Origin of the sequence: Pseudomonas sp. ANT_J28, from assembly GCF_008370005.1 — a bacterium.
Lineage (GTDB): Bacteria > Pseudomonadota > Gammaproteobacteria > Pseudomonadales > Pseudomonadaceae > Aquipseudomonas > Aquipseudomonas frigoris.
In genome coordinates this window covers 12161-38408 of record NZ_VOBM01000055.1, presented here as the reverse complement: position 1 = coordinate 38408, position 26248 = coordinate 12161, and the positions used below count along the sequence as shown (strand labels likewise).

Here is a 26248-nt window from a genome sequence, read left to right as displayed (position 1 = left end):
TTGATCATCTTTACAACTTCCAGCTTGAAGCTGTCGTCGAATACTTTGCGTTTGTCGGTCATGGAGAACTCCTCAATAGGTGTATTTTCCACCTATCGGGGTGTCCGGGGAAATTAGACCACTGCATCCGCCGCCCCACCGCTACCCTCTTCCGTCAACTTGCGCCCAATCTCCCCGTAAATCCCCTGAGCCATGGCCATCAACCGATCCGATTCCGGCGTTTGCGGCATCGGCGGCAATCCGCGCTGAAGTGTGGTAGTGACTTCTGTGTCAGCAATCAGCTTGTCTTTGGAAACCCGCGCCAGGTCCTTCTCGATCCGGTCAAACTCTTCCGGCACCGCCGCCCGCACATCGGCCTTGGCGGTGGCTTGATCCGGAATAACGTTGATGCGGTCGCTGGCCTTGAGCACGGCGGTGGCACTGCCTTTTTGATTTGCGCGCAGTCCTTGAAGTCGAGGTTTTTCAGGACTTTCAGCGCGTAGATCCCGGCAACGATGCCGCCCTTGTCATCCATCACACCCGGTTCATAGCCGGAACCGGAGTCGATGTTCACCAAACGTTCGAGTAACTTCAGGGCTTCGCCCTTGTACTGTTCGGAATCGGCGAGGACTTGTTTGTGCGGTTCGGCGAAGGCAGCGGGAGCGAATGCACCGAGGGCGAGGGTCAGGCCAAGGCTGGTGGCCAGCAGGGAGCGAGGAAGATTGAACGTCAGGAATCGATCCTTGTTTCGTGTCGGGGGTGGAAAACACCCTGCTTGACTGCGGGGCAGGGCTCTAGACCGAATGCGACACTTGCAACCACGCAGAAGCGTGGGAACGATCACGTTTCACACCGAATCAAGTAATTCGTGATGCGGTTCGCCATCGCCGCAACAGATGACGCGGTTGCGACCGGTGGCTTTGGCTTCGTAGAGCGCCTGGTCGGCGTCGTTGAGCCACAGGGTCGCGTCGGTGTGTGCCGGGTTGAAGGCGGCCAGGCCGATGCTCAGGCTGACTTTCAGCGCCGGGCTCTGCTCATAACCCAAGGTGGCGAAGCGATCACGCAGGGCATCCATCACGGCCGCAGCGCTCGTGAGCGGAAGGTCCGGGAGGATCACGCAGAACTCGTCACCACCGTAGCGCCCGGCAACATCCGCCGCGCGCAAGTTCTGCTTGAGCATTTTGCTCAACTGACGCAGGACGATGTCCCCGGCAACGTGGCCGTAGGTGTCGTTTATGGATTTGAAATGATCGATGTCGATCAGCGCAATCGCCCCGCCCTGCTGCTGACGTTTGCAACGCTGGAATTCGACTTCCAGCTTATCCTTCCAGGCGCCGTGGTTCAGCAGGCCGGTGAGGCTGTCGGTGCGGCTCAGGGCCAGCAATTCACGCTTTTGTCGGCCGAGGGTGTGGGCCTGGCGGAAGCAAATCCAGCCCAATGCCAGCGGATACAAACACATCAAGGGCAAACAGGCATACATCTGCAGTTGGCTGGTTTGCGGGATGAAGGCGGGGGAGAAAATCAGCAGTCCGACGCCCATCCCGAGAATCTGCGCCACGGTTCCCGCTAACAGGAACCGTAAACCACCAATGGCCACATTGTTCATCGCCATCATGGCCAGGGTCGTCGCGCCGGGCAGCGGATTGAAGTGCATGGCAGCAACCCAAAAGCCGCCGAGAAAGGCGTCCACCAGCAGGTTGCGGTGTTCGGCGTGATAAGGCACTTGCGCGCGACGCGCCCATTGATAAGCCAGGGGCGGCCAGAGTACGGCGTTGAGCAACATCGCCACCCAGACCCACGGTGCAGGGTTGAGTGGATACATCGCCGCGCTCACGAGCAACAGCCCCAAAGCCAAACCCAGGGTTCGCGATGTATAGAGCCTCCTGGCCAGTGAAAGTCCTTTTCCTCCCGTTTTTCCCATAGAGGCCTCTGCGCCACTGAACGGAACCTGAAAACACAAGGGCTTCAAGTGTGGTGAGAGTCTATCAGGGCAACGGCAAATAGCCATCACCGGCCGGCGGGTTGAATACCAAGGCATCGCTATGAGGCGAGCGCCCAATGTGTGGATATACATGAAAGAAGGGTTCGATCAATAACGATAAAAAAGGAGGCCCATGCAAACCTTTCAAGTGTTGATCATCGGCAGCGGTTTTGGCGGCCAGTGCGCGGCGATCAATTTGCTCAAGGCAGGCAACAGCGATTTCCGTCTACTGGAACGGCGGGATTTTTTCGGCGGCACCTGGTGCCAAAACACCTACCCTGGTGCCGCGGTCGACGTGCCCTCGCCGCTCTATTCGCTGTCCTTCGCGCCCTACCGCTGAACGAAAATGTTCGCCGAGCAGGCCGAACTGCACCACTACACCCAGTACGTGGTGGAGCACTTCGGCCTACGAGACAAGGTGGAACTGCAGGCCAATGTCGAGCGCATCGAATGGGACGATGACGACAAACGCTGGGCGGTGCACACAGCAAGCAAAGGCACGTTCCATGCGCAGTTCCTGATCAACGCCACCGGGCCGCTGAGCCAACCCGTGATTCCACACTTCGAGGGCCAGGAGCGGTTTCAGGGCAAGACTTTTCACACCAACAACTGGGATCACGCCTACGATTACCGGCAAAAACGCGTGGCCATCGTTGGCAGCGGCCCCAGCGCCGCCCAGGTGATTCCGACGATTGCCCCGGACGTCGAGCATTTGCATGTATTCCAGCGCACGCCTCACTGGGTATTGCCTCGGGCCGACCGCGCCTTTGGGCCTTTCCAACGTTGGTTGCTGGGGCTCAAACCGGCCTACAAACTGTTGCGCTGGATGATCTACTGGCTGTTCGAAACCCGAGTGATTGCCTTCAAGTATTCGAAACCAGCGATCCGCTTGGTCCAGCAACACGCTCTGCGCGTTCTCAAGCGGCAAGTGCCCGACCCTGAACTGAGGCGAAAACTCACGCCGGATTACGCAATCGGCTGCAAACGGATAATCGTCTCAAGCACCCTGTATCCAGCGCTGGGTCGCAGTAACGTGAGCTTGCACAGCCGCGAGCAAGGCATCGCCGCCATCGATGAAACCGGCATCGTCACCCAGGACGGCCAACACATCGACCTGGACCTGATCGTCTGGCCCACCGGTTACGACGCCACCGACGGGGTGATTTCCTACCCGGTCACCGGCAAAAACGGCACACAACTCAAAGATTTCTGGGCCCAGTATCCGCGGGTCTATCTCGGCACCAGCCTGCCGGACTTCCCCAACCTGTTTATCGTCACCGGCCCCAACACGGGCATTGGCCACACCTCGGCGCTGTTCATCATCGAGTCCCAGATGAATTACATTCTCGATTGCATCCGCACGTTAAAAGAACACGGTTTGCGCAGCATCGAAGTACGCCCCGAAGCAGAACGTACCTACACTGAAATGATCCACCGGGAAATGGAACGCACCGTATGGAAGTCCGGGGGCTGCCACAGTTGGTATCAAAGCAAGAGCGGTCATGTGATTGCGATGTTTCCGGGCTTCAGTTTCAGCTATCACCGGTTGACCAGGGCGCTGAAACCCGCCGATCACATTCTGTCCTGATCACGTAAAAGGAAGATGCCTGATGCTTTTGTTGGTTGTCGCAATCGCAGTTTTCGCGGCCTGGAGCTGGTTGAGTTACCCGGCCATCGGTTCTTGGCTCTATGACCTGGACATGTCGATAGAGGCCAAGCTGTATGGACTGCACAAAATTGTCGTGCCGATCGCCGAAATGACCGTCTCGACCTGGCAAGGCGGGCCGTACGAAGCGTCCAGCAGCGTGCTGATGCTCCACGGCTACAGCGCCGACAAGAACATCTGGCTGCGTTTTGCCCGGCACTTTGTCGGCAACTATCGGGTGATCATCCCCGACATCGCCGGCCATGGCGAAACCGGCTTCAAGGCGGGCGGCGGCTACGACATTCCCTTGCAGGCCAAGCGGATGATCCAGTTGCTCGATGTCTGCGGCGTCGAGAAAGTCCATGTGATCGGTAACTCGATGGGCGGTTACATGGCAGCATGGCTGGCGGCAACGTACCCGGATCGCATCGTTTCGGTGGCCCTGATCGACCCCGCAGGTGTCACCGCGCCCGAAGCCAGCGACCTGGAGCGGCATTTGGCCAAGGGCCACAACCCGTTCCTTATTCACTCAAGGGAAGAATTCCAGCGTTTCTACGCCATGACCATGGCCGAACCGCCGTGGGTACCCAAGGTGGTGCTGGACGCCATCGCGCAACGCTATGAACAGAGTCGCGATGAGCTGGAAGAAATCTTCAACGACTTCCGTGCCAGCCCGCCGATGGAGCCGAAACTGCCCGACATCAAGTGCCAGGCGCTGTTGCTGTGGGGACACAAGGACCGCTTGATCGATGTCAGCAGCGTGGCGATCTGGAGCAAAGGCATCGCCGATCTGCGAGTGGAAGTCTGGGACCACACCGGCCATATGCCGATGGTGGAACAACCGACGAACACGGCGCGGTTGTATCGGGAGTTTTTGGCATCGCTGCGTTCGGAAAGCCCTCAGGATCAGCGGCTGCATTGAACCAACAGTCCTTTGCAGAATGAAGTTCGTAAGATTCTTCGTTTGTCAGCGCCGCGCAAGGCTGCGATCTTTTCCCGCATCCTTTACGTCACCGCGCCAGGAATTCTTTCATGAGTCACCCGAACTTCGTCAGCCCTGACCTGATCCGCCAACGCTTCTCCAAAGCGATGTCCGACATGTACCGCGAAGAAGTGCCGCTGTACGGCGCGCTGATGGAACTGGCGGAACAGACCAACCGTCACGTGCTGGACAGCGATCCACAGATCGCCCGACAGTTGAACAGCACCGGTGAAATCCAGCGCCTGGACCTGGAGCGGCATGGCGCGATCCGTGTTGGCACCGCCGATGAACTGGCCACCCTCGCCCGGCTGTTTGCGGTGATGGGCATGCAGCCGGTGGGTTATTACGACCTGACCCCGGCCGGCGTGCCGGTGCACTCCACGGCTTTTCGCGCGGTGCATGAAGCGGCGTTGCAGGTCAGTCCGTTCCGGGTATTCACTTCCCTGCTGCGCCTGGAACTGATCGAAGACCTGGAACTGCGAGCGTTCGCCCAATCGGTGCTGGATAAGCGTTCGATTTTCACGCCCACTGCGCTGATTCTCATCGAGCGCGCCGAAACCCAGGGCGGCCTCACCGAACAGGAGGCTCAGGATTTCGTCGAGCAGGCGCTGGAAACGTTCCGCTGGCACCACACCGCCACCGTGACCGCCGAGCAGTACCGCAAACTCAGCGCCCAGCATCGCCTGATCGCCGACGTGGTGGCGTTCACCGGCCCGCATATCAACCACCTGACGCCGCGCACCCTGGACATCGACATGGTCCAGGCGCAAATGCCTGCCCACGGCATCACCCCCAAAGCGGTGATCGAAGGCCCGCCCCGCCGTCAGTGCCCGATCCTGCTGCGCCAGACCAGTTTCAAGGCCCTGGACGAGCCTGTCGCCTTCACCGATCAAGCCGAGAATCGTGGCAGCCACAGCGCCCGTTTCGGCGAAATCGAGCAACGCGGTGCTGCACTCACCCCCAAAGGCCGGGCGCTTTATGACCGTTTGCTCAACGCTGCCCGTGATGAATTGAAAGATTTCCCCAATGAAGCCAACGCCGCTCGTTACAACGCGCTGATGGTGCAGCACTTTGCAGAATTCCCTGACACCGTTGAGGGCATGCGCCGAGAGGAACTGGCGTACTTTCGCTACTTCGTCACGGAAAAAGGGTTGGGAGCCGACGAGTTGAAATCGTGGTCGCTGGAGGATCTGCTCAGCGGCGGGTATTTGCGGGTTGAACCGTTGGTGTACGAAGATTTCCTGCCAGTCAGCGCAGCGGGGATTTTTCAGTCGAACCTGGGGGATGCGGCGCAAACCCACTATGGTGTGCAATCGAACCGGCAGGTGTTCGAAAAGGCGCTGGGGCGATCGACGATTGATGAGTTGGCGTTATATGCCGAGACACAGCGGCGCTCGATCGAGGAATGTTTCGCCGCTATTACGCGATGACACGTTGAAAAGATCGCAGCCTGCGGCAGCTCTTACAGGAGTCCCATGTAGGAGTTGCCGCAGCCTCGGGCCGCGTTCGGACGATCTTTTGATCCTATTTCAGCTTCGCCAACAATGCCTCAGCGGCAGCCTCGGACGACGCCGGATTCTGACCGGTAATCAGCAAACCATCAGTGAGCACATAACTGGCCCAGTCAGCCCCCTTGGAATAGACACCACCCTTCTCCTTAAGCATGTCCTCCACCAAAAACGGCACAACCTTCGTCAGTTGCACTGCCTCTTCCTCAGTATTGGTAAACCCCGTCACGCGCTTGCCTTTGACCAGCGGCTGGCCATCCGCGCCCTTGACGTGACGCAACACACCCGGTGCGTGGCAGACGGCCGCGACCGGTTTGCCCGCCTGGTAAAACGTCTCGATCAGAGCGATCGAAATTTTGTCTTCGGCCAAATCCCACAGCGGGCCATGGCCGCCCGGATAGAAAATCGCATCGTAATCTTCAGCTCTCGCGCTGCTCAGCAGAGCGGTAGACGCCAATGCGGACTGGGCGGCGGAATCTTTGCGAAAGCGCTCGGTGGCTGCGGTTTGCGCGTCGGGCTCGTCGCTTTTTGGGTCCAGCGGTGGTTGACCGCCCTTGGGCGAGGCCAGGGTCAACTGAGCGCCGGCGTCCTTGAAGGCGAAATACGGTGCGGCGAATTCCTCCAGCCAAAAGCCGGTTTTCTTACCCGTGTCACCCAATTGATCGTGTGACGTTAGAACCATCAGGATTTTCATGTCGTTCTCCTTGAGTTCGCAGATGTTCATTCATCTCGGCGCTGAGTTTGACCTCCAGGCTGCAGCAATCGTTGCACCTGTCACCCTAGCGGTTCTGCTACCGGTTTTCGGCAAATCAGACGATGGGTCACCGAATGATGGCCAACCGCCTTGATGCGCAAGAAGTTGCGCACTCACCGCTGCAAAAGCTCTTCCCGGGTGGCTGATCGCCCGGCCTGTCAGGCGCCCCAGCCAAGTGCGCAAGAAGTTGCGCAGTACTGCGCAACTTCTTGCGCACATCCACAGGCAATCGCGGCCGAACAATCTTCGCGAGCGCTGAAAACCCTCTCAACCACCTGATTTATATAACCTTAACCGTTTCTGGCACGGACCTTGATAACAGTCAGGCACCCACCGGGCGATACCGCCTCCCGGGCACCCTAACTTTTAGCAAGGAGCACATCCATGGCTACACCAGCGTACATGTCCGTCACTGGCGAGAAACAAGGTCTGATCACTGCCGGCGCGTTCACCGCCGACTCCGTTGGCAACACCTACCAGGAAGGTCACGAAGACCAGGTCATGGTTCAGGCTTTCAGCCACGACGTGATCATCCCGCGTGACCCGCAGTCCGGCCAACCGACCGGTCAGCGCGTCCACAAGCCAGTCGTGATCACCAAGGTGTACGACAAGGCTTCGCCACTGCTGCAGGCGGCTCTGACCTCCGGCGAGCGCATGAGCGAAATCGTTATCCAGTGGTACCGCACCTCGGCTCAAGGTACCCAAGAGCACTACTACACCACCAAACTGGAAGACGCGATCATCGTCGCCATCAACAACAAAATGCACAACTGCCAGGACCCGTCGAACTCGCACTTCACGCACCTGGAAGAAGTGCAATTCACCTACCGCAAAATCACCTGGACCCACGAAGTATCCGGTACTTCGGGTTCCGATGACTGGCGTCAGCCGGTCGCCTAACTCAGGCCGACCGTCTCAAGCATCGGCCAGCTCTGCTGGTCGATGTTGTTTTCGCCTTTCCAGAATTTTGCGTCTGCTGATTCCTGTTTCAGGTATTGGCGTGCGCCGCAGCACTGCACGAGGAACAAGGGATGTTCGCGCCGGCCAATCAGACTCACTTTGCCCTGACTATCGAAGGTCTGGATAACGATCTCCAGGTGCTTGCCCTGCAAGGTCGGGAAGCCATCAGCCAGCCTTTTGTGTTTGAGGTGGAGCTGGTCAGTGAACAGCCGTCCCTAGACCTCGAGACCCTGCTGCACAAACCGGCCTTCTTGCAGCTCTCGCCTGACGGCAGCGGCATCCATGGCCAGATCTACCGCGCCGCCCAAGGTGATTCCGGCAAACGCCTGACCCGCTACGCGGTGACCCTGCGTCCGCAATTGTCCTACCTGGCGCACCGCATCAACCAACGCATCTTCCAGAACCTCACCGTGCCGAAAATCATCGGGATGGTCCTCGAAGAGCACGGCATCCAAAGCAATGCCTACGAATTCCAAGTCGGAGCGATTTATCCCGAGCGCATTTACTGCGTTCAGTACGATGAATCGGATCTGCAGTTCGTCCAGCGTCTGTGCGAGGAGGAAGGTATCCACTACCACTTCCAGCACAGCGCCACGGCCCACAAGCTGGTGTTCGGTGATGACCAAACGGTGTTCCCGAAACTCGCCCCCGTGGCCTACCAGCAAGACTCCGGCATGGTCGCCAACGACCCGGTGATCAAGCGCTTCGACCTGCGCCTGGAAACCCGCACCAGCCGCACCACCCGCCGCGACTACGACTTCGAAAAACCGCGCCTGACGCTGGAAAGCGAAAATCGTGGCGATGCCCTGCCCGACCTCGAAGACTACGACTATCCCGGTCGCTTTATCGACCGCGAACGCGGCAAGCACCTGGCCAAACGCGCCCTCGAACGTCACCGCAGCGACTTCCAGCTCGCCGAAGGCAAAAGCGATCAGCCGTTGCTGGTCAGCGGCCACTTCCTGGCCCTGACCCAACATCCAAAAGCCAAATGGAACGATCTGTGGCTGCTGACCGAAATCCTCCACGAAGGCAAACAGCCGCAAGTGCTGGAAGAGTCTGTCACCAGCAGCACCACTAACCTGAAAGACGATTTCCACCAGGGCTACCGCAACCGCTTCCAGGCCACCCCGTGGGACGTGCCGAACCGGCCACCGCTGACCCAGAAAAAGCCGCGCATCCTCGGCAGCCAAAGCGCCATGGTCACCGGGCCAAAAGGTGAAGAAATCCACTGCGACCAATACGGTCGCGTCAAAGTGCAATTCCATTGGGACCGCGAAGGCCAGGCCGATGACAAGACCAGCTGCTGGCTGCGCGTTTCCTCCGCCTGGGCCGGCGCCCACTACGGCGGCATTGCCATCCCGCGCATCGGCATGGAAGTGCTCGTCACCTTCCTCGAAGGCGACCCCGATCAACCGCTGATCAGCGGCTGCCTGTACCACAAGGAAAACGTCGTCCCGTACGCCCTGCCGGCGAACAAGACCCGCAGCACCTTCAAAACCCTGAGCTCCCCCGGTGGCGGCGGTTACAACGAACTGCGCATCGAAGACAAAAAGGGCCAGGAACAAATCTTCCTGCACGCCCAGCGCGACTGGGACGAAAACGTCGAGCACGACCAGAAAATCCGCGTCGGCAACGAACGCCACGACACCGTAGAGAAGAACAGCTACAGCGAATTCAAGGCTGAAGAACACCACACCGTCTACGCCGACCGCAAAGTCGAAACCCGCGCCAACGACCACCTCACCGTGGGCGTCAACCAACACATCAAGGTCGGCACCGGCCAGTTCATCGAAGCCGGCCAGGAAATCCACCTGAGCAGCGGCATGAAAGTCGTGCTCGAAGCCGGCAGCGAACTGACCCTTAAGGGCGGCGGCAGCTTCATCAAGATTGATGCGAGCGGCGTGACCATGAGCGGGCCGGTGATCAACATGAATTCCGGGGGGAGTCCGGGGAATGGAACGGGGGCGGCACCGCTGATGCCCGGCGTGCTGAAACAGGCGGATGCCGACAAGGCCGGCCAGGTCGTTGCGCCTTCCCTTGCATCGTATAAAGCGCAAGCAAAAACGGGGGCGCTACTACCTACCCCTTCGTGTCACCTCGATGCCTCCGGCCATTGCCCCATTCACCAGCCGGGTAAAACAGCATGATGGACTCGATTCCTTCGCCGTTCGAGCAAGCTGCGTCACCGGGCACCATGTGCCTGATTCTGGATGGCAGCTTTGATGCGGATTTGCTGACGCGTCTGTTTCAAGGTGACGAACAATCTCGCCCTCGGTGTATTCCACTATTCCTCAACACGCCATATGCCGAACTTCAACCTGCTGGACCTTACGTTGTCGTGTGCCCTGCAAAAGGCGACTCGACGGCCTATGCCAGTGCCTTGCTGGAGCAGTCCGACGCCGGTTGCGTGGCCTGGCTGAGCAATGAGCAAGCCTTGGATAACGGGGTTGAACACTGGCAAAGCCTGCTCACTGTGCGCACCGACGACGCGCCGCAACAAATGATGCGGTTTTTCGATCCACGTTGGTTGGAGCCCCTGCTGCGCAGCCTCAATGAAACTGAGCGCGCCCAGTTTATTGGGCCGTTCACCGGCATGGCCTGGCGTAACGAAATGGGCTGGTGGTATTGCGCCAAGGCCCCCAAAAGTCCCGCCACCGAACTGCAACCGCCCGCTTGGCTTTACTTGAGTCCAGAGCGCGAAGAATCGATTGAGCAAGGTCGATTGAAGGTCATTGCAGCACGCTTTGCCGAAGACTATCGCGAAGTGTTGCCTGCCGAAGACACCGTCGAGTTTGTACTTCGTCAATTGCTGGCCGGACAACAAGCGGGCTACCAACAGATGGCAGATCAGGAGCGCTGGCTACGCCTCGCCATAAGCCGTGGAGACTCCTTTTGGGCAAACGCCCCGGATGCAGAACTTCTGGCTCGTAACGACGTGGCGCTGGGTGAAAAATTGACTCAGCTGGAAAGCCTTTGAATCACAAGGACGATGAGCAATGAGCAACACCTACACGGTTAAAAGTGGCGACACCCTCGGCAGTATCGCCAGTACGAACAAATGCTCGTCGGCAGACCTGCGGGCACTGAATCCAATCATTACCGACCCCAACCACATCAAGGTCGGCTGGGTGTTGACGTTGCCCGCAGCCAAAATATTGCCGCCGCCCAAGCATGCGGACAACCAGAGCACCACCAGCGTCAAGGGCGAAGCCCAATGCAAGGACGAACTGGTGGACGTGGTGCATATCACCGGTGAAGACACTTTTTACGTTCTGTCGGAAAAAGAGTCAAAAGCACTCAAAACGCAGACTGACCTCGTCAAGAAACTCATGGACGAGCTGCACCAGAACCTGGCCAAAGCCACCGAAACGAGCAAATGCACCAAAGCGTCAAATCCTCAGACCAGTTGCGCCTGCTCGCGCTGTGTCAAAGACGCCTGGAACGCCAAGGCCGAAGGTGCCGGCCTGGTGCAGCGATCAGAGCCACCGCCGGAAAAAGCGACCGCAAAGGCGGTTACGCGCAAAGAAGACTTGCAAGGTCAGTTGGCAACCGTGCAACAGGCACGTGACTGGTATCAGCGTTATACGCCGAAGGTATCGCTTGGGGGCAACTACCTGGAGAGCAACTGGAAACAGCTCCAAGCTAAAAAAGTACTCGAATTGAACGCCGAGATTGAATCCCTGCGAACCAAAATCGCAGCGCAAGGAAAGGCCGAAGCCGGCGACAGTTCCACCAGCGCCAACAGCGCTGCGCCTGACATCAAGCATGGCAAGGGAAAAACCTCCGAAAGCCAAAAGGGTCGGCAAGTAAAAACGGGCATTACCGTCATCGAAGTCATCTCGTTCAGCGACCCAAGCCGCCGGCACTACATACCGATGAGTTACCGGGAACAGCTTGACTGGAAAGTGAAGGTCAGCACGAAGGTAATGCAGGGCAAGCCGCTCGATAAAAACCTGGCTAAAGAACTGTTCAAGGACATTAAGTCCGCCGTCAATGAAAGCCGTAAAACCAGTCCCCTAGGCGGTCTGGAAGCCAAATTTACGACCTGGACGAGCAAGGACGACAATTTGCTTAATGCGCTGCATAAAGAATGCTCCTGGACTTCCAACCAGGCAGACTCGGCTAAATACGCCGTCTCCGCCGAAGCCCACGCCTTCCGTTTCGCCGCCACAGCCAGCGCCGGTATCAATAGCTGGGAACCCGGCAAGGGCAACATCGAAGTGGGCGTTAAGGCCAGCGCTGCAATCTCGCTGGCGGAAGGTTCGGTCGCACTCAAGAGCTTCTTCCCCGACCAGGGCGGGTATGTGGTGCGGATGCCTTACCGCAACGCCGAAGGCAAGGAAGTGGTGAGCGACATCGGCATCTTCCGTCTTGACGGAAAAGTGGAGCTGTCGTGTTTCGTCGGTGCGACGGCGCAAGGCCAGGCTGGCGTTAAAGCACAATACAAACCCAAGGAAGTTGAAGCTTCTGGCGCGACGGCGTTGCTCAGTTCACCCAGTATGGCGGTGGATAAAAAGCGTGGAGGTGCCGTAGGTTTGAAGGGCAATGCCTTTGCCGGCGTGCAAAGTGGCGGTACTGTCACCGGGACGTTGAAGTGGCTTGATCCGGCCAAGCAAGGTGGCGGCAAGATTGTGGCGGGTCAAGCAAATGACAGTGGCAGTACAGACTGGGCGAGCCTGGTTGAGATCAAGACTGAAGGCAACGTGGCGCTTGGCATTGGAGCAAGTTTTGATTTCGGCATTATCATTCGAAGTGATCGCTTGGAAATTAACTGCAAGGCCAGCCTGGTATTTGGTCCGGGTGCCGGCGGTGGTTTTGGAACGGCGGTGGATTTAGAGCAGGTCGGTAATCTGGCGTATGTGTTTTGCAGTGCATTGTCGAAAGCGGATTTTCACTACCAGCTTGCAGTGACTGAGGATGCTTTCAATTACATGGCCCAAGGTCTATTTCAAATCGCCACGCATCCCGGAAACGCTGCAGCCAAGGCATTTGAGGATGGGGCGAGTAGGATGGGGCTTTGGTGGGAAGATCGAAAAGCCACTAAGCTAGAAGCGCAACATTTGGCGAAATATTTACTCGACAATCAGTCCATCATTGTAAATGGCAAAAAAATCCCGCTCAAAATGCTGCCACCAGAAACCATCGGGCCGATGGTATATCTATTAACAGAGAGCTTTATCGAAAGCTGGGCTGACGACCAGCAAAAGGCAGTCGTACTTTTGCTTTCGCACTTACATAGCTGGAGGCACTTCTTCGAAGTATTAGAACACTGTTCAAAGGGCGGTGAAAAAGTCTTGGCCATGGATAGCTTGAATCGTATCAACGCGCTACTAGATGGCAAAGAACAACGTGAATTCAATAAGTTCATCGAAACCTTAGCAGTCAACGGCAACGCTTCATTGCGTTCAGATGGCATGTTGGCTTGGACGCCGGGCCCGTCATGGCGCAAGGAAGATATATTAGTTGCCGCACGACGCAGCAATCTGTTTGACGGCTTGGCTTGAGTCCAAAGTGAGGAGTAAGGGCACCAATGGCACCCTTGTTATGTACTTTGATTACAGCGGTTTGTCTGACTGAATAGCGCAGCGAAAGCCAGTGCCTGGATAGTACGCATCCTTGACAGGTTTATCAGGCCAGCGCCTTACAATGGGAGCAGCGAACAAAGGCGCTTCAGGATAATTCGAACCGCGCTTGACTTTCTCTGTGCCCGTAGACGGTCCTTGCGGATTATCCATCGGGGAATGTTGGTAATAATCTTTACCGTACCAATCGTTAACCCAGTCAGTGGCATTACCTGACATGTTATAAATCCCTAACGGATTTGGAGTAAAACGATTGACTAAAAACGTTTTACCCTCGCCTTCTACTGGAAAATTCTTACCGTAGTTCAAGCTACCGTTATCAGTCGGAAACAATACATGCAGACCACGACTACGCGCGGCATATTCCCATTGCGCCTCAGTCGGCAAATCTACGATATAACCACTTAGCTGACCAACCCAACTGCAGTAATCTTTTGCTTCCTGCCAAGTTTTAGTGAACGCAGGTAAACTCGAATTGTAGCGAAACTGTAAGTCTTCCCTCTTACGCTTCTCAAGATCAAATAATGGCTGTCCGGACGCAATAAAAAACAGATCAAAATCACCTAAAGAAGTCTGAAACTTCGAAAAATAGTAGCTACTTAGTTTTACCACATGAACGAAGTCGTCATTACCATCTGGACTGATATTGCAAAGCTGCTCAGGATCTTGCCCGCAAGGCCAGGTACACACTTCCTTTTCGTCATATTCACAAATCCAGCCAAAGTCGCCCATATCAAACTGACCGCCTTCGACAAACACCATATTGTCGATGGACTGCACGACGGTATTGAGTACCTTGCCGCGAATCTCGCTGGAAAGATCGGGGTACTTCTTCTCAATGGTAGCCGCAATGGCCGCGACTTTCTCTGGTGCAAGGCTCTTGCTGCTTGGCAAGGGGCCGGATTCCGCCTCGCAGCCGACCAAAAACATCATGGCTGGCAAGGCAAGTACAAGCTGACGTAGCACTGGCAATATCCTTATAAAATGCGACAAAGACCGAACATTAACATCCCGCGACTGCACAACATAGCCAGACTACTGATTTTCCCCGCTGTACCTCGGAGTTTTCGGATCAGTGAGCTATAGCAGCCTATCCGACTGAATCGCACAACGGAAGCTGTTACCTTGATAGTGACCACCTTGATCTGGCTCTTCAGCCCAACGTCGGACTATAGGAGCGGCGAACAAAGACGCCTCAGAATAATTTGATCCCCTTTTTATTCTCTTAGTACCAGTGTCTGGTCCCTGCGGATATTCTAAGGGTGAGTGCTGATAATAATCTTTTCCATACCAATCGTTGACCCAGTCAGTAGCATTGCCTGACATACCGTAAAGACCCAAAGGGTTAGGAGGGAAACGTTTCACAGGAAACGCGGCTGTTTCAGACTCCATTGGAAAATTTTCCCCGTAGCTGAGACTCCCAGTATCGGTTGGAAACAACACATGCTCGCCTCGACTGCGGGCGGCATACTCCCACTGCGCCTCAGAGGGTAGGTCCACGGGATAACCACTTAGTTGGCCAATCCATTGACAGTAATCTTTGGCCTCCTGCCAGCTTTGTGTGGGAGCAGGTAATACTGGATAAAAAAGTATATCTTTTAGATCTTCTCTATCTCGATATTTAGCATCAAACAGAGGCTTTCCGTTCGCAACAAAAAACAAATCGAAATTACCCAACGCAACCTGAAATTTCGACAGGTAATAACTGCTCAGCTTTACCGGATGCACAAAATCATCATCACCACCCGAACTGATATTACAAAGCTGCTCCGGATCCTGACCACAAGGCCAGGTGCACACATCCTTTTCGTCATACTCACACATCCACCCGAAGTCGCCCATATCAAACTGACCGTCTTCGACAAATACCATATTGTCGATCGACTGCACCACGGTGTTGAGCACCTTGCCACGCAGTTCGCTGGAAAGGTTCGGGTATTTATTCTTGATCGTGGCCGCGATCGCCGCGACTTTTTCTGGCGCGAGATTCTGGCTGTGCGGCAAGGGTTCGGATTCTGCCTGGCAGCCGAGCAGAATCAATGCTGGCAGGGCAAATACAAGCTGACGTAACACAAGCGATTTCCTTATCAACTACAACAATGCCAGAACCTTATCACTCCCCGCCTGCACCACAAAGCCCGATACCGAGCCTATCACTGAAACCCCGGCAACCGGTTTTGACAGATCGGACACAATCAAGGCATGCAAATGCCGCTTTGCGGCTATGTTGGTTCAGGAGATTCACCATGAAAAAGTTTCCACCCGAGTATCCCGACCCCCTCCAATTCAGCAAAGCAACCTAACGCGCCGTCAGTGCAATCCACAACATCCAACCCCGCTGGCCTCGTCTTCACCCTCCTCCCGGCCATCGACACTGAAACCTGTTAAACCACGCCTGCGAAAACCTCTGCATCACTCAACGAACTGACCACAGATCTCAATTCCGCGACAGTCGTAATTTGCTGCGATGCGGCCAGGCAGCGATTGCAGGCACCGGTTTAATCCAGGCAATAAAAATGGGCGACTACCACGGCCGCCCATTTTTTATGTCTGAAGCTTTTAAACTGCTTTCCAGAGAAGGTGTTCGCCCAGTGTAATGGCCTGGCAATCCATGCACCGGTAAAGAGCCCTGACACTGGGCGAACGGGGAGTATTTTAATTGAAGTTTTCGAATATGTCCGCGTCTATGAACATGAAATTTATCGAAACAAATTTCGATTAAATGTCGGCCAAAATACTATTTTACAGACTAGCAAACTCACCAGTTAGACCATTAAAACTGATTGTTCTTATACAAAGAAGTTGCACAAGAACAATCAACATATAGAGCTAATACTCAACCTCAGTGCTTGCTGGTCACTGTCAATATGTCGGTATAGGTCACAACGACACTCTGTCCAACTTTCAGATCTTTCAATTTCGCTTGAACTTCGGGTCTTTCGACGTCAACGGTCTTGGACTGGCCGGCGGGGTTTTCGAAGGTTACCTGGTTTTTCTTCACGTCGATTTTGGTGATTTTCAGTTGGACCTGCACCTGACGGTAGGCTTCGCCGCCTGGGTTGTCGCTACCGGGGGCTGCACGGACTTCGCCAGCGCGTTCGACAGTGCCAGGCAGACCTTTATCGACATCGGTGTCGAGGTAGGCGGCGACAGCGCTAGTAACCTTGACATCGACTTGGTCGCCGACTTTCAAGTTACCGAGGTTTTTGGCCTTGTCGGTCAATTGCACATGGACCTGACGACCTTCCGGTCCCTCCAGGACGACCCGGTGATTGGCAGCATCGACCGAGACAACTTTGGTGGTGACCTGATCCGCCTCCACAACGGCAGACAGCGGGATGTCCGCCGCCATGGCACTAAGGCTGGCGGCAGACAGCAAGGTAGCGAGGGTGATTGCTTTGGTCAGTGCGTGAAGTTTCATAAGCGGTACATTCCCTGTGAATTGGAGGTAGCAACGAGCGCTGAACCACCGTCCAGCTCCCTCTGCGCAGATGAGAATAGACGCTGATCAGGGAGTGTTCGCAGTTTCTTGGAGATCTGCTCAAGCCTCGGGATCGTCGACCTCTTGGGCGACGTTCACGGCAGGCGAATCTTTATGGGAGTGATCAGCCTTGGCCTTCAAGGCTTGCCACTGTTCCAGGTCAATGGCGCCCTGCCCCAGCAAGTCGTCGGCCACTCGTAGCAGTTCGGTGTAATGGGCGTCGGGGGATTGTTGCCAGTAGGCCTTGTCTTCAAACAGGCGCTGCCACGAATCAAGGTCAGGCGGTTTCAGGTCTTCACTCATAGCGGTCTCCAGTGAACGCGCTTCTAGAATTAGGAGGCCATCGCTCTGCCGAGAGTTCCGACTCAATACCCGGTCATTTCCAGATAACCCTGCCCACCATGGCTGCCGCTCAATTGCACCGGCCCTTCCCAATAGGGAATGCGCAAAGCCATCCACGCATTGGGGTTGAGCGCGCTGATCGTGATGTCTAGGTGTTTGTCGGGGATTTTGATCGTCCAACGCACCGGCATCGAACGTCCGGCGACTTTGGCGGTGCCTTGCGGTGTGAGGCTTATGTCGGCGGCGTGCAGTAACTGCGCCTGGCCTTGAGCGTCGATCCAGGTGCCGGTGAGGTAAGGCGCGCCGTCCTTCTGCCGCATGCGGTAGAGCATCACCTGCTCGCCGCTGTCCAGGTGCAGGGAAAACCAGTCCCAGCCTGTCTGGTTGGCGGTCAGGGGTTGGCTGCTCCACTCGCGGTCGAGCCAGGCCGGGCCGCTGACTTGATACGTTTTGCCGTCGATTTCCAGCGTGCCGCGGGCCTGAAAAAAAGGCTGACTGTAGTAGTACGACGCCTGCCCCTGTTCAGATTTCTGACTGAAGCCTTTGTCGCCCTGAAGCACCAAAGGGCGTGTGGAGGTCAGCCGCAGTTGATAGCCAAAATCCTTGTCCCGGGCGCTGAGTTGAAGATCCGCCAACGGGTCGGAACCCTGACTGCTGAAACGCCAATCATCGATCCACGCGTTGAACGGTGCGAGACTCACGCCAGCCTGACCAACGCCACCACGGGCGTAACGCTCGGCAGCGTGATGCACCGTCGCCGACGTCACGGCCGCGTGGCCAAGCCAGATGATTTGATTACCCCAACCAGCTACTTCGGGCGTCGCTTTCAAGGCGCTGCGAAACAACGTCCACTGCGCGCCGAACTCGCGTCCCTGATCGTCCTTGAGGTTGGCGGTGACGTACCACCATTCGATGCGAAAACCGTCATGAGGACCGTGATCCGCCGGAAAGCTGAACACCCGACCGGGCACCACCGGGGTGAACGCGGCAGCCTGATGACCCAGCCCCGCGAAGCCTTTCTCAACAGGCGCCGAGTTATCGCACCCGCTCAATAACGCCAATAGCAACACGCCGAGCTTAATCTTCATGAGCAAACGTCCTCAGCAGATCCGCCGGTTGCGTGCGATACAGCGAATACAGCGGCCACGCCGACGCCAATAAAGTCGCCAGCAGCGCCAGCCCCATCAACTGCAACAGCTGCATCGGAAACACCCGCAGCGGCAAGCGCCAGCCGAAGGCCTGGACGTTGATCACCGTGTCCAGGCACCACGCCAGCGCGATCCCCAACGGCAACGCCAGCACCAGGGTCAGCAATGCCAGCAACCAGGTCTGCCCGAGATTGAGCAGCATCAATTGCCGGCGAGTCACGCCAAGCGCCCACAGGGGGGCGAGTTGCCCGAGGCGGCTCTGGCTTTGGGTCAACAGGCTGATGAACAGCGCCACGCCCGCCACACAGAGGGTCAGGCTATTGAGCGCGGCGGTCGCGGCAAAGGTGCGTTCGAAGACTTGCGTGGACCAACCCTTGAGCCGGGCCTGGTCGACGATGCGGCTGTCCTCCAGCGTGAAGCGGGTTTGCAGCGCGGTCTGGAAGGCTGGGATCAACGCAGGGTCGATGCGCAGGTTGAAACGGCTGGGCGTCAGCTGCGGCCAGCCGCGCAGCAGATGGTTGACGTTGACCAGAATGTGGCCCTTGGGATTGCCGTAATCGGCGTAGATGCCGACGATCCGTGGCGACCAGGCGCCGTTCGGGGTGGGAATCGTCAGGTGATCGCCAAGGCGCACCTTCAGCCGACGGGCCAGTTGTTCGCTGAGCATCAGTGCGTCGTCCTTGGCCAGTCGGTCCCAAGGGTTGTCGCCCACGGCTTCCAGAAGCGGCCAATGCTGGCGATACGTCGGGTGATCGATCACGCCGAAGACGTCCGCCGGCCAGCCTTGCAACTGGATCGACACTTGCCAGTTGGGCAGCACCGCCGTGAGTCCGGGTTGCTGCTTGAGCCAGATTTGCAGCTCTCTGGCCTGGGCCGGATTTCGCGGATTAACGTACAGTTCGGCGGTCAGGCGTTGTTCGAGCCAATCGCTGAAGGTCTGACGAAAACCGGCCGTCATGCTGCCCGCACCAATGTTCGCTGCCAGTGCCAACAATAGGGCCATCAGCGCCAGGCTCAGGGCCGGCAGTTGCTGACGGCAGTCGGCGAGAAACCATTGGCCGAGCACCGAGCGACTGCGATGCAGCACCAGGTTCAACACCCAGTTGAGCACCACCGGCAACGCCAGCGCAGCGCCGATCAACAGTGCCGCCATCAGCACGAAGCCACTGCTCAGGCTGTCGCCGAAGATCAACGCCAGCAGTGCGATCACCGCGGCGATCACGGCAACCCAACCCTGACGCCGCAACCAGCGCGCGTGAGCCTGATGCCAGGCTTGCGGATCGGCCAAGGCCAGCAAAGGCAGGCGCGCGGCGCGCAACAAACTGTTGGCCCCCGCCAACAACGCGCCCAACAGACTCAGGCCGACGCCGCTGAGCCACCACCACGGACTGAGGCTCAACTGCCCCGCCACTTCGGCGCCGTACAACCCTCGCAGACTCGCGGCGACATCCGGCAACAGCACGCTGGCCAGCAGGTAGCCGCTGGCGACGCCGACCAGTCCGCCGATCAACGCCAGACCACCCAGTTCAACCGCCAGACAGGCAATCAGCATCCGTGCGCTAACCCCGCAGGCGCGCAGGGTTCTGAGCAAGCCGCGGCGTTGTTCCAGCGCCAGGCCAATCGCGGCGTGGACGATGAACAGGCCGACCACGAATGACAGAAAACCCAGCGCATCGAGGTTCAGGTGAAAGCTTTCGGTCAGGCGCGACAAATTGTTCTCTTCGCCGCTGGTTTTGAGCTGCAGTTGACCCTTGAAGTGATCTGGCAGGGGCGCGGTGAAATCCTTCGGCAGCAGCAGGCGTGACAGCTGATCCGGCAGGCCGAGAATCTGCTGGGCGAAGCCGATGTCCACCAACAACACACCGGGGGCCATATCGGGTTGGGCATGCAGCGGCGGCAATGCCTGACCACTCAAAGTCAGCGGGCGTTCGCCCTCGTACAGACCCAGTGCCTGCAACGTCTGTGGCGAAATCCAGGTTCTGCCCGGCGGGCTAAAAAACTCGACAACCTGCTCAATCGCCAACGCCTGCCCGGCCACTGCGGTACCGGCGGGCAGCGACACCGGCTCGACCCCCATCAGCTGCAAGCGCTGGTCGTCATGCCCCTTGAGCGTCACCCGACCTTGCAGGACCGGCGACACGGGCCAGCCCGCACGGCGCAGGTCGACAAACACGTGTTGGGAGAAGGTTGCGCCACTGGGTGAACTGAGGCTGGCCTGGGGTTCGCCGCCGATCAACTGACTGGCCCGGGCATAGCTTTCACGCGCCTGGCTGTTCAGCGCCTGCACGCCGGTCAGCAGGCTTGTGGCGAGCCAGAGCCCGGTCAGCACGCTGAAGAACTGCACCGGGTGCTGTCGCCAATGACTGAGCAGCGCCCGCAGCGTCTCGCGAAAGACCCGCACTTCAGCGCTCGTCCGCGCCAGCCAGACGACCACCGTGCAGCACCACTTTTTCGGCCAGCCGCGCGGCAACCCGTGGGCTGTGGGTGACCATCAACAAGGTGGTGGGACTGTCGTCGAGCAACTCCAGCAACAACTTCAAGACCTCATCGCTGGTGGCCTCATCGAGGCTGCCGGTGGGTTCGTCGGCCAGCAGCAGTTTGGGTTGCGACGCCAGGGCCCGGCCCAGCGCGACCCGTTGCTGCTGGCCACCGGACAGCTGTTCCGGATAACGCTGCAGCAAATCACCCAAGCCCAGACGTTGCACCAGATGCGCCTGCCAGCGCGGATCATGGCGCCCCGCCAGTCGTGCCTGGAACGCCAGATTGTCCTCCACGCGCAAACTGCCGATCAGGTTGAACTGCTGAAACACCAGGCCGATTTCGGTCCGCCGCCAGTTCGCCAGTTGCCCTTCGTTCATCTGCTCCAGCCGATGTTCGCCGCTGCGGATGCTGCCGCGATCGACCTTGTCCAGCCCGGCAATCAGGTGCAGCAAAGTGCTCTTGCCACTGCCCGACTCACCCATCAACGCCAGGCTGCTGCCGGGTTTCAAGGTGAGGTCGACACCTTGCAGAACCGGCAGTGGGCCCTGGGGAGTGGCGTAGCTTTTGAAGACGCCTTGGACCGAAAGCATGGGGAAAACCGTTCGATGTGCGTGGAGCAAGGATAGCGGACGGCAGCAGCACCGCGTTATCGTTCATCGTCGGAACGCCGCCCGGAGCAAGCTCGCTCCCACAGTAGATTTACGTCGTACACACAATCTGTGTCTCATGGAGGTCAAATGTGGAAGCGAGCCTGCTCGCGATGCAGGCGACGCGGCTTTAGGTCTTCACAGCCACCCACGTAAAACACAACGGCAACTGCGCCGTTTGCTGCTCATACCGATCATAGAGCTCCTCACGGTTGGAATGCGGGTACTCCTTGAAGTGGCTGATCTGCAATCCGGCGTCGATGGCGCCGGTGAAAATGGCGCCCAGGGTGTGGACGAACCAGTAGGACGGAGCCGCCTGCTGGTCGACTTTGCCTTCGTAGACGATCGGCTGGTCCCGCACGAAAGGTTCGCTGCGAAAGTACGAGCTGTCCGGCCGATACGGATCGGCGGACTCGGGGTCGAACATTTCGAGGAAGGGATGGGTTTCGTACACCACCAGGCTGCCACCGGGCTTGAGGGTTTGCGCGACGTGGCGGAAGAATTCGCCGATGTCCGGCATCCAGTTCAACACGCCGATGGTGATCAGGGCCACGTCGAAGCGGCCATGAAGTTCAGTCGGCAAGTGATGGATGTCTGCCTCGATGAACTCAGGCGCATGAGGTGAGCGTGACGCCAGTTCCCGCGCTTGATCAAGGAATGCCTCGGACTGGTCGACACCCACGACGTGGCGGGCACCCAACGTAAACAACGACAAGCTTTCGCGGCCGTTGTTGCAGCCCAGTTGCACCACGTCTTTGCCGTCGACACCCACTTGTTCCAGCAAACCTCGGAGGGTGTCGTCCATGCAGCAAAAATCCCTATTCCCAACAGCCGTCAAACGGGCCCGCCATTCGGGAGTGTCTTTGTGGTGTCGGGCGGAGTCATTCCAGGCATCGCGGTTGCTGGCGATGGCTTTTTCTTTTGTCGGCATTTCCATTGCGCGCTCCAGACTGGGGTCTTGATTGACCGGCACGAGTATAGGGGGCGTTCTCAATTAGTTTCCACGCCGCGTTGTCGCCTTAAAGCGGGCCAGGCAAGGCGCAGGCCGCTGGGAATGGTTCTTCCCTTTCCAAGGCCTGCAACGCAGCCTGGCCCGCTTTAAGGCACAACCCGAAGGGCCGGGCCTGCTGTTGTGCAGGGCTGCGTTGCTCGAAGCTTATTTGGAATGACCAAACCACGCTTCTCGCGCCTTGCCCTGCACAACAGCAGACCCGGCGCGGTGTGGAAACTAATTGAGAACGCCCCCTAGATCAGCGTTTCGAAAAACCCCATTGAGTCTTTGTTCAAATCTTGTAATCCGGGCATCGCGAACGCGCGCTCGTACGGCAGCTATAGTTAATGACCTTGGGGAATTGCGGGAAAAACCGATTTCGCAGGTGCTGCCATGAAAACAACCGATCTGAGGCTACTGCTCGCCCTCTGCCTGATCACCACAACCGGTGCTCACGCGGACGACAGCCTGACACCCACTACCGATTACAGCAGTGAGTTCAACTATTACGGGGCCGACCAACCCTTCGCTCACCCCGTGCCACCGTCACTGAGCACGGTGCCGCCCGGCTCGTACATCCCGACAGCGCCTCAGGACTTCATCCCCATTTCGAGTCAGCATGAGTTCTACGACTCAAGATTGCCGACGGTAGCGGATGCCACGGTTCGAGTGTTCATCCGCTCCTACGATCAGCAACGCGGTGTCTACGTGAACGAAGAAGTCCTCGACCCCACGTGCCTGCTCGCGTGCCTCAGCCGTCAGGGGCCAGTGATGCAATAAGGCCTACCACTGGCGTTTTTCCGGGCGCGCGAGACCGAGTTTTTCGATTCGGTAGCGCAGCATGTCGCGGCTCAGGCCCAGCAGTCGTGCGGACTTGGTGACGTTCCAGTCGGTCTTGTCGAGCATCTTGCGCACCATGTCGCGCTCCACTTCCGGCAGGTTCATGGACTCGGTGCCGTTGTAAACCGGACGCGGTTCGCAGTATTGCGGCTCTTGCTGGAACAACAGCGGCTCATCCACCAGGCTCAGGCACACGTTCAATTGATGGGCGGCGATGGTTTCGCTCTGGGCCAGCAACACAGTTTGCTCAAGCATGTTGCGCAACTCGCGCACGTTGCCCGGCCAGCTGTAGCTGAGCAGCAATTCCTCGGCCTGATCGCTGAAATGCAGGTTCGGTTTGCCATAGCGTTTGCCGTGGATCGCCAGGAAGTGTCGAGCCAGCAGCAGGATGTCCGCGCCACGGGCATACAGGCGCGGCACCTTGATCGAGATGATCCGCAAACGGAAGAACAGATCGCGGCGGAACTTGCCCTGCTGGACCATTTGTTCAAGGTTGCAGTTGGTGGCGCTGATCACCCGCAAATCGACTTTGCGCTCCTTCACCGAGCCGACCCGGCGGATCGTCCGGTCCTCCAGCAGTTTCAGCAGTTTGGCTTGCAGCAACAGGTCCATCTCGCCGACTTCATCGAGAAACAGCGTCCCGCCATCGGCCGCTTCCACCAGACCGACGCGGCGGTCCTTGGCGTCGGTGAAGGCGCCTTTCTCATGGCCGAACAGTTCCGATTCCACCAGGTTGGAAGGAATCGAGGCGCAGTTGAACTCAATGAACGGACCTTTGCTGCGCGGGCCGTCGAAGTGCAACGCACGGGCCACCAGTTCCTTGCCGGTGCCGGTCTCGCCTTCCACCAACACCGGTGGCAGATCGGTATTGGCCATGCGCCGCTCGGCGTCGATTAACTGGCCAATGGTGCTTTTCAGGTACTGCATCGGTGCCGATTCACCGATCAATGCCTGCACCCCTGACTTCTGCGCTTCGCGTTCCTGATAGAACGACAGTGTGCGTTCCATTCGGTCGGTGGCCAGGGCCTTGTCCAGCAGCAGTTTGAGTTCCGGCATGGCCACCGGTTTAGTGACGTAATGGAAAGCGCCCTCTTTCATTGCCACCACGGCGTCGTCGACATTGCCGTAGCCGGTCATCATGATCACTTTCAGATCCGGCGCGCTAATGCGCAGCTTCTGGATCAGGTCGTGACCGCTCATGCCCGGCAGCGAGTTATCGGTCAGCACCACGTCCGGGACGAAAGTGCCCAATTGCTCCAGCGCGTCCTCAGCCGAGTGGCAGACCGTCACCTCGAAGTCCTTGCGCTCCAGGTAGGTCTGAATATTCTCGGCGAGGAGTTCATCATCTTCGACCAGCAGAATGCTGTGCTCCATATTCCCCTCCCGTTGCCACTTTAAAATTGAGACAGACGCGGGTTCCTTCCTGCTCTCGGCTGGTCAGTTCGACCGAGCCTTCGAAACGCTCCATTATTCTTTTGACCAGGGCCAGGCCCACGCCCAACCCTCCTTGTTTGGTGGTGAAAAACGGCTTGAAGGCCATTTGTTGTTGCTGTGTGGTCATGCCCTTGCCGGTATCGCTCAGGGTCATGCGCACGAGTCCGGGCTGCGGCGTTTCGATATCGATACTCAGCACCCCGCCCTTGGGCATGGCTTCCAGGGCATTGGCAAACAGGCTATTAAGAATTTGCGTGAGCAACACCTGTTGGCTGATGACCGGCGGACAACTCTGAGGGGTGAAACGCACGTCGATGCTGGAGCGTTTAATCAGCGCGTCAAACGCACTCAACGTGTCGTCGATGACCAGCACCAGGTCTACCGTTTCGTAGTCGTCGTTCACGGGTCGCAATGACACCAGCAACTCCCGAACCCAGCGAGACATGCGGTCGACCTGACTGATGATGTCACCGATGTTCTTCTGCGCATTCTGGCTGGCGATTTCCTGAGCCAGCTCGGCACTGGAACGAATGTTGGCCAACGGATTGCGCAAGCTGTGGGCCACCGCCGAGGACATTTCCCCCAGCGCGACGAAGGTCTCGTTGCTGATCAGTTGTTTCTGCTGGCTCTGCAGCAGCATGCCCGCATGCCGCACAATCCAGAACAGTCCGAGGTAGATGGTCAGGCCGCCGAGCAGGGTTGCCAGCCAGATCGACTTGAAGCCTCGCTGGATGCGTTCCACCAGGTCCGCGGGTTCCTTGTAGATCTCCACCATGGCGATCACTTTGCTTTTGTCGGCATTGAACATCGGGATGTAGTTCTCGATGAACAGAAATTCAGGCTCACGCAGCAGTTGCTGCTCGGGACGTTCCTCATCGATTTCGTGGTAGCTGGTAGACACGAGTGCCTTCATTTCGAAGGATTCGTCCAGTTCCTCATCACCTTCGACGCGCATACCTATCATTTTCGGATTGGTCGACCAGACCACAGTGCGATCCAGGGCGTACACCACCGCCAACAGCGTGTCCGGCAGGTGTTCGACATGATCGAGAACTCTATGCGGGCAGCGGCACGGGACGCCGGATCGACGTCGGGATAGGCATTGTCATCGCGCGGATCGAGCATTTCGCCCATGGTTCTTTCCAGGGTGATGCCGGCATGGCGAATTTCCGCATCACCAATGGCCTGAATGAACTGCGCCGTCAGCATGGAATCACGCTCGATGCTCTCATCGACGACGAAACGCGTGGACACATAGCCCAGTCCCAGCGCCACGGCAGCGATGATGAAAAAGCTGCCCAGGGAAAACCAGCGCAGCAAGTTGAACTGTCCTCGCCAGTCCTTGCTTTCTGCGGCCGACATAGCCGACGCAGGTATTTTTTGTTGTTCTGGTATCTGCATAGGACCTTCCCGGATGCCTTGCATCAAGCCTGTTTCAGCCGTGTTCCGGATCAGTGTAGGTGGCATTGATCGAGACTGACGGCCCCAATGAC

At 57.7% G+C, this 26248-nt stretch carries 18 protein-coding genes and 3 pseudogenes; 8 read left to right on the top strand and 13 right to left on the bottom strand.

Translation table 11 applies throughout. The features are described 5' to 3' along the window. Positions 1 to 122: 122 nt before the first annotated feature. Both FQ187_RS27095 and FQ187_RS27090 read right to left on the bottom strand, forming a co-directional pair. A pseudogene (locus tag FQ187_RS27095) lies at positions 123 to 712 on the bottom strand (peptidase dimerization domain-containing protein); the annotation flags it as partial. A gap of 114 nt (positions 713 to 826) precedes the next feature. After that, positions 827 to 1900, bottom strand: a complete 1074-nt coding sequence (locus tag FQ187_RS27090; RefSeq protein ID WP_149631820.1) for a diguanylate cyclase — start codon at positions 1898 to 1900, stop codon at positions 827 to 829. Between the two features lie 193 nt (positions 1901 to 2093). On the opposite strand from FQ187_RS27090, the pseudogene FQ187_RS27085 reads away from it, so the two are divergent. The 3 genes and pseudogenes from FQ187_RS27085 to FQ187_RS27075 all read left to right on the top strand — a co-directional run bounded on the left by FQ187_RS27085 (position 2094) and on the right by FQ187_RS27075 (position 6017). Continuing rightward, positions 2094 to 3548, top strand: a pseudogene (locus tag FQ187_RS27085) (flavin-containing monooxygenase). A gap of 22 nt (positions 3549 to 3570) precedes the next feature. Continuing rightward, entirely contained in the window at positions 3571 to 4527 is a 957-nt protein-coding gene (locus tag FQ187_RS27080) for an alpha/beta fold hydrolase (protein ID WP_149631819.1), read from the top strand. Between the two features lie 110 nt (positions 4528 to 4637). Beyond that, on the top strand, positions 4638 to 6017 hold the full coding sequence (locus FQ187_RS27075) for a VOC family protein (protein ID WP_149631818.1): 1380 nt from the start codon (positions 4638 to 4640) through the stop codon (positions 6015 to 6017). A gap of 94 nt (positions 6018 to 6111) precedes the next feature. Here the strand turns inward: FQ187_RS27075 and FQ187_RS27070 are convergent, their stop codons facing one another. Next, positions 6112 to 6789 (bottom strand): type 1 glutamine amidotransferase domain-containing protein, encoded by a 678-nt coding sequence (locus FQ187_RS27070; RefSeq protein WP_149631817.1) that lies wholly within the window; start codon positions 6787 to 6789, stop codon positions 6112 to 6114. Between the two features lie 444 nt (positions 6790 to 7233). On the opposite strand from FQ187_RS27070, the gene FQ187_RS27065 reads away from it, so the two are divergent. The 4 genes from FQ187_RS27065 to FQ187_RS27050 all read left to right on the top strand — a co-directional run bounded on the left by FQ187_RS27065 (position 7234) and on the right by FQ187_RS27050 (position 13313). Then, entirely contained in the window at positions 7234 to 7749 is a 516-nt protein-coding gene (locus FQ187_RS27065) for an Hcp family type VI secretion system effector (protein ID WP_054051032.1), read from the top strand. A 131-nt stretch (positions 7750 to 7880) separates the two neighbouring features. Next, entirely contained in the window at positions 7881 to 9956 is a 2076-nt protein-coding gene (gene tssI / locus FQ187_RS27060; RefSeq protein WP_149631816.1) for a type VI secretion system tip protein TssI/VgrG, read from the top strand. After that, the gene (locus FQ187_RS27055; RefSeq protein WP_149631815.1) at positions 9953 to 10786 is read left to right on the top strand and encodes a DUF4123 domain-containing protein; all 834 of its coding nucleotides are present in this window, start codon (positions 9953 to 9955) and stop codon (positions 10784 to 10786) included. The genes tssI and FQ187_RS27055 overlap by 4 nt, the downstream gene beginning before the upstream one ends. A gap of 19 nt (positions 10787 to 10805) precedes the next feature. Continuing rightward, positions 10806 to 13313, top strand: a complete 2508-nt coding sequence (locus FQ187_RS27050) for a LysM domain-containing protein (protein WP_149631814.1) — start codon at positions 10806 to 10808, stop codon at positions 13311 to 13313. 51 nt (positions 13314 to 13364) lie between these two features. Here the strand turns inward: FQ187_RS27050 and FQ187_RS27045 are convergent, their stop codons facing one another. The 8 genes from FQ187_RS27045 to FQ187_RS27010 all read right to left on the bottom strand — a co-directional run bounded on the left by FQ187_RS27045 (position 13365) and on the right by FQ187_RS27010 (position 22427). Beyond that, positions 13365 to 14357 carry an SUMF1/EgtB/PvdO family nonheme iron enzyme gene (locus tag FQ187_RS27045; protein ID WP_256667457.1) on the bottom strand — a complete coding sequence of 331 codons (993 nt, stop codon included), beginning with the start codon at positions 14355 to 14357 and terminating at the stop codon, positions 13365 to 13367. Positions 14358 to 14471: 114 nt separating this feature from the next. Further along, complete coding sequence (locus tag FQ187_RS27040) at positions 14472 to 15464, bottom strand: SUMF1/EgtB/PvdO family nonheme iron enzyme (RefSeq protein ID WP_149631813.1); 993 nt, start codon at positions 15462 to 15464, stop codon at positions 14472 to 14474. A gap of 769 nt (positions 15465 to 16233) precedes the next feature. Beyond that, positions 16234 to 16812 (bottom strand): hypothetical protein, encoded by a 579-nt coding sequence (locus tag FQ187_RS27035; RefSeq protein ID WP_149631812.1) that lies wholly within the window; start codon positions 16810 to 16812, stop codon positions 16234 to 16236. Between the two features lie 120 nt (positions 16813 to 16932). Then, positions 16933 to 17175, bottom strand: a complete 243-nt coding sequence (locus FQ187_RS27030; protein ID WP_149631811.1) for a hypothetical protein — start codon at positions 17173 to 17175, stop codon at positions 16933 to 16935. 62 nt (positions 17176 to 17237) lie between these two features. Further along, a complete protein-coding gene (locus FQ187_RS27025; protein WP_149631810.1) occupies positions 17238 to 18302 on the bottom strand; it encodes a lipocalin-like domain-containing protein in 1065 nt (354 codons plus the stop codon). Continuing rightward, on the bottom strand, positions 18292 to 20763 hold the full coding sequence (locus tag FQ187_RS27020; protein WP_149631821.1) for an FtsX-like permease family protein: 2472 nt from the start codon (positions 20761 to 20763) through the stop codon (positions 18292 to 18294). The genes FQ187_RS27025 and FQ187_RS27020 overlap by 11 nt, the downstream gene beginning before the upstream one ends. Position 20764: 1 nt before the next feature. Next, on the bottom strand, positions 20765 to 21433 hold the full coding sequence (locus tag FQ187_RS27015; RefSeq protein WP_129443274.1) for an ABC transporter ATP-binding protein: 669 nt from the start codon (positions 21431 to 21433) through the stop codon (positions 20765 to 20767). A 187-nt stretch (positions 21434 to 21620) separates the two neighbouring features. Further along, positions 21621 to 22427, bottom strand: a complete 807-nt coding sequence (locus FQ187_RS27010) for a bifunctional 2-polyprenyl-6-hydroxyphenol methylase/3-demethylubiquinol 3-O-methyltransferase UbiG (protein ID WP_149631809.1) — start codon at positions 22425 to 22427, stop codon at positions 21621 to 21623. 447 nt (positions 22428 to 22874) lie between these two features. On the opposite strand from FQ187_RS27010, the gene FQ187_RS27005 reads away from it, so the two are divergent. Further along, positions 22875 to 23261 carry a hypothetical protein gene (locus FQ187_RS27005; RefSeq protein ID WP_149631808.1) on the top strand — a complete coding sequence of 129 codons (387 nt, stop codon included), beginning with the start codon at positions 22875 to 22877 and terminating at the stop codon, positions 23259 to 23261. A gap of 3 nt (positions 23262 to 23264) precedes the next feature. Here the strand turns inward: FQ187_RS27005 and FQ187_RS27000 are convergent, their stop codons facing one another. Beyond that, complete coding sequence (locus FQ187_RS27000; RefSeq protein ID WP_134423200.1) at positions 23265 to 24695, bottom strand: sigma-54 dependent transcriptional regulator; 1431 nt, start codon at positions 24693 to 24695, stop codon at positions 23265 to 23267. After that, positions 24664 to 26156: pseudogene (locus tag FQ187_RS26995) on the bottom strand (sensor histidine kinase). The gene FQ187_RS27000 and the pseudogene FQ187_RS26995 overlap by 32 nt, the downstream one beginning before the upstream one ends. Between the last annotated feature and the right edge of the window lie 92 nt (positions 26157 to 26248).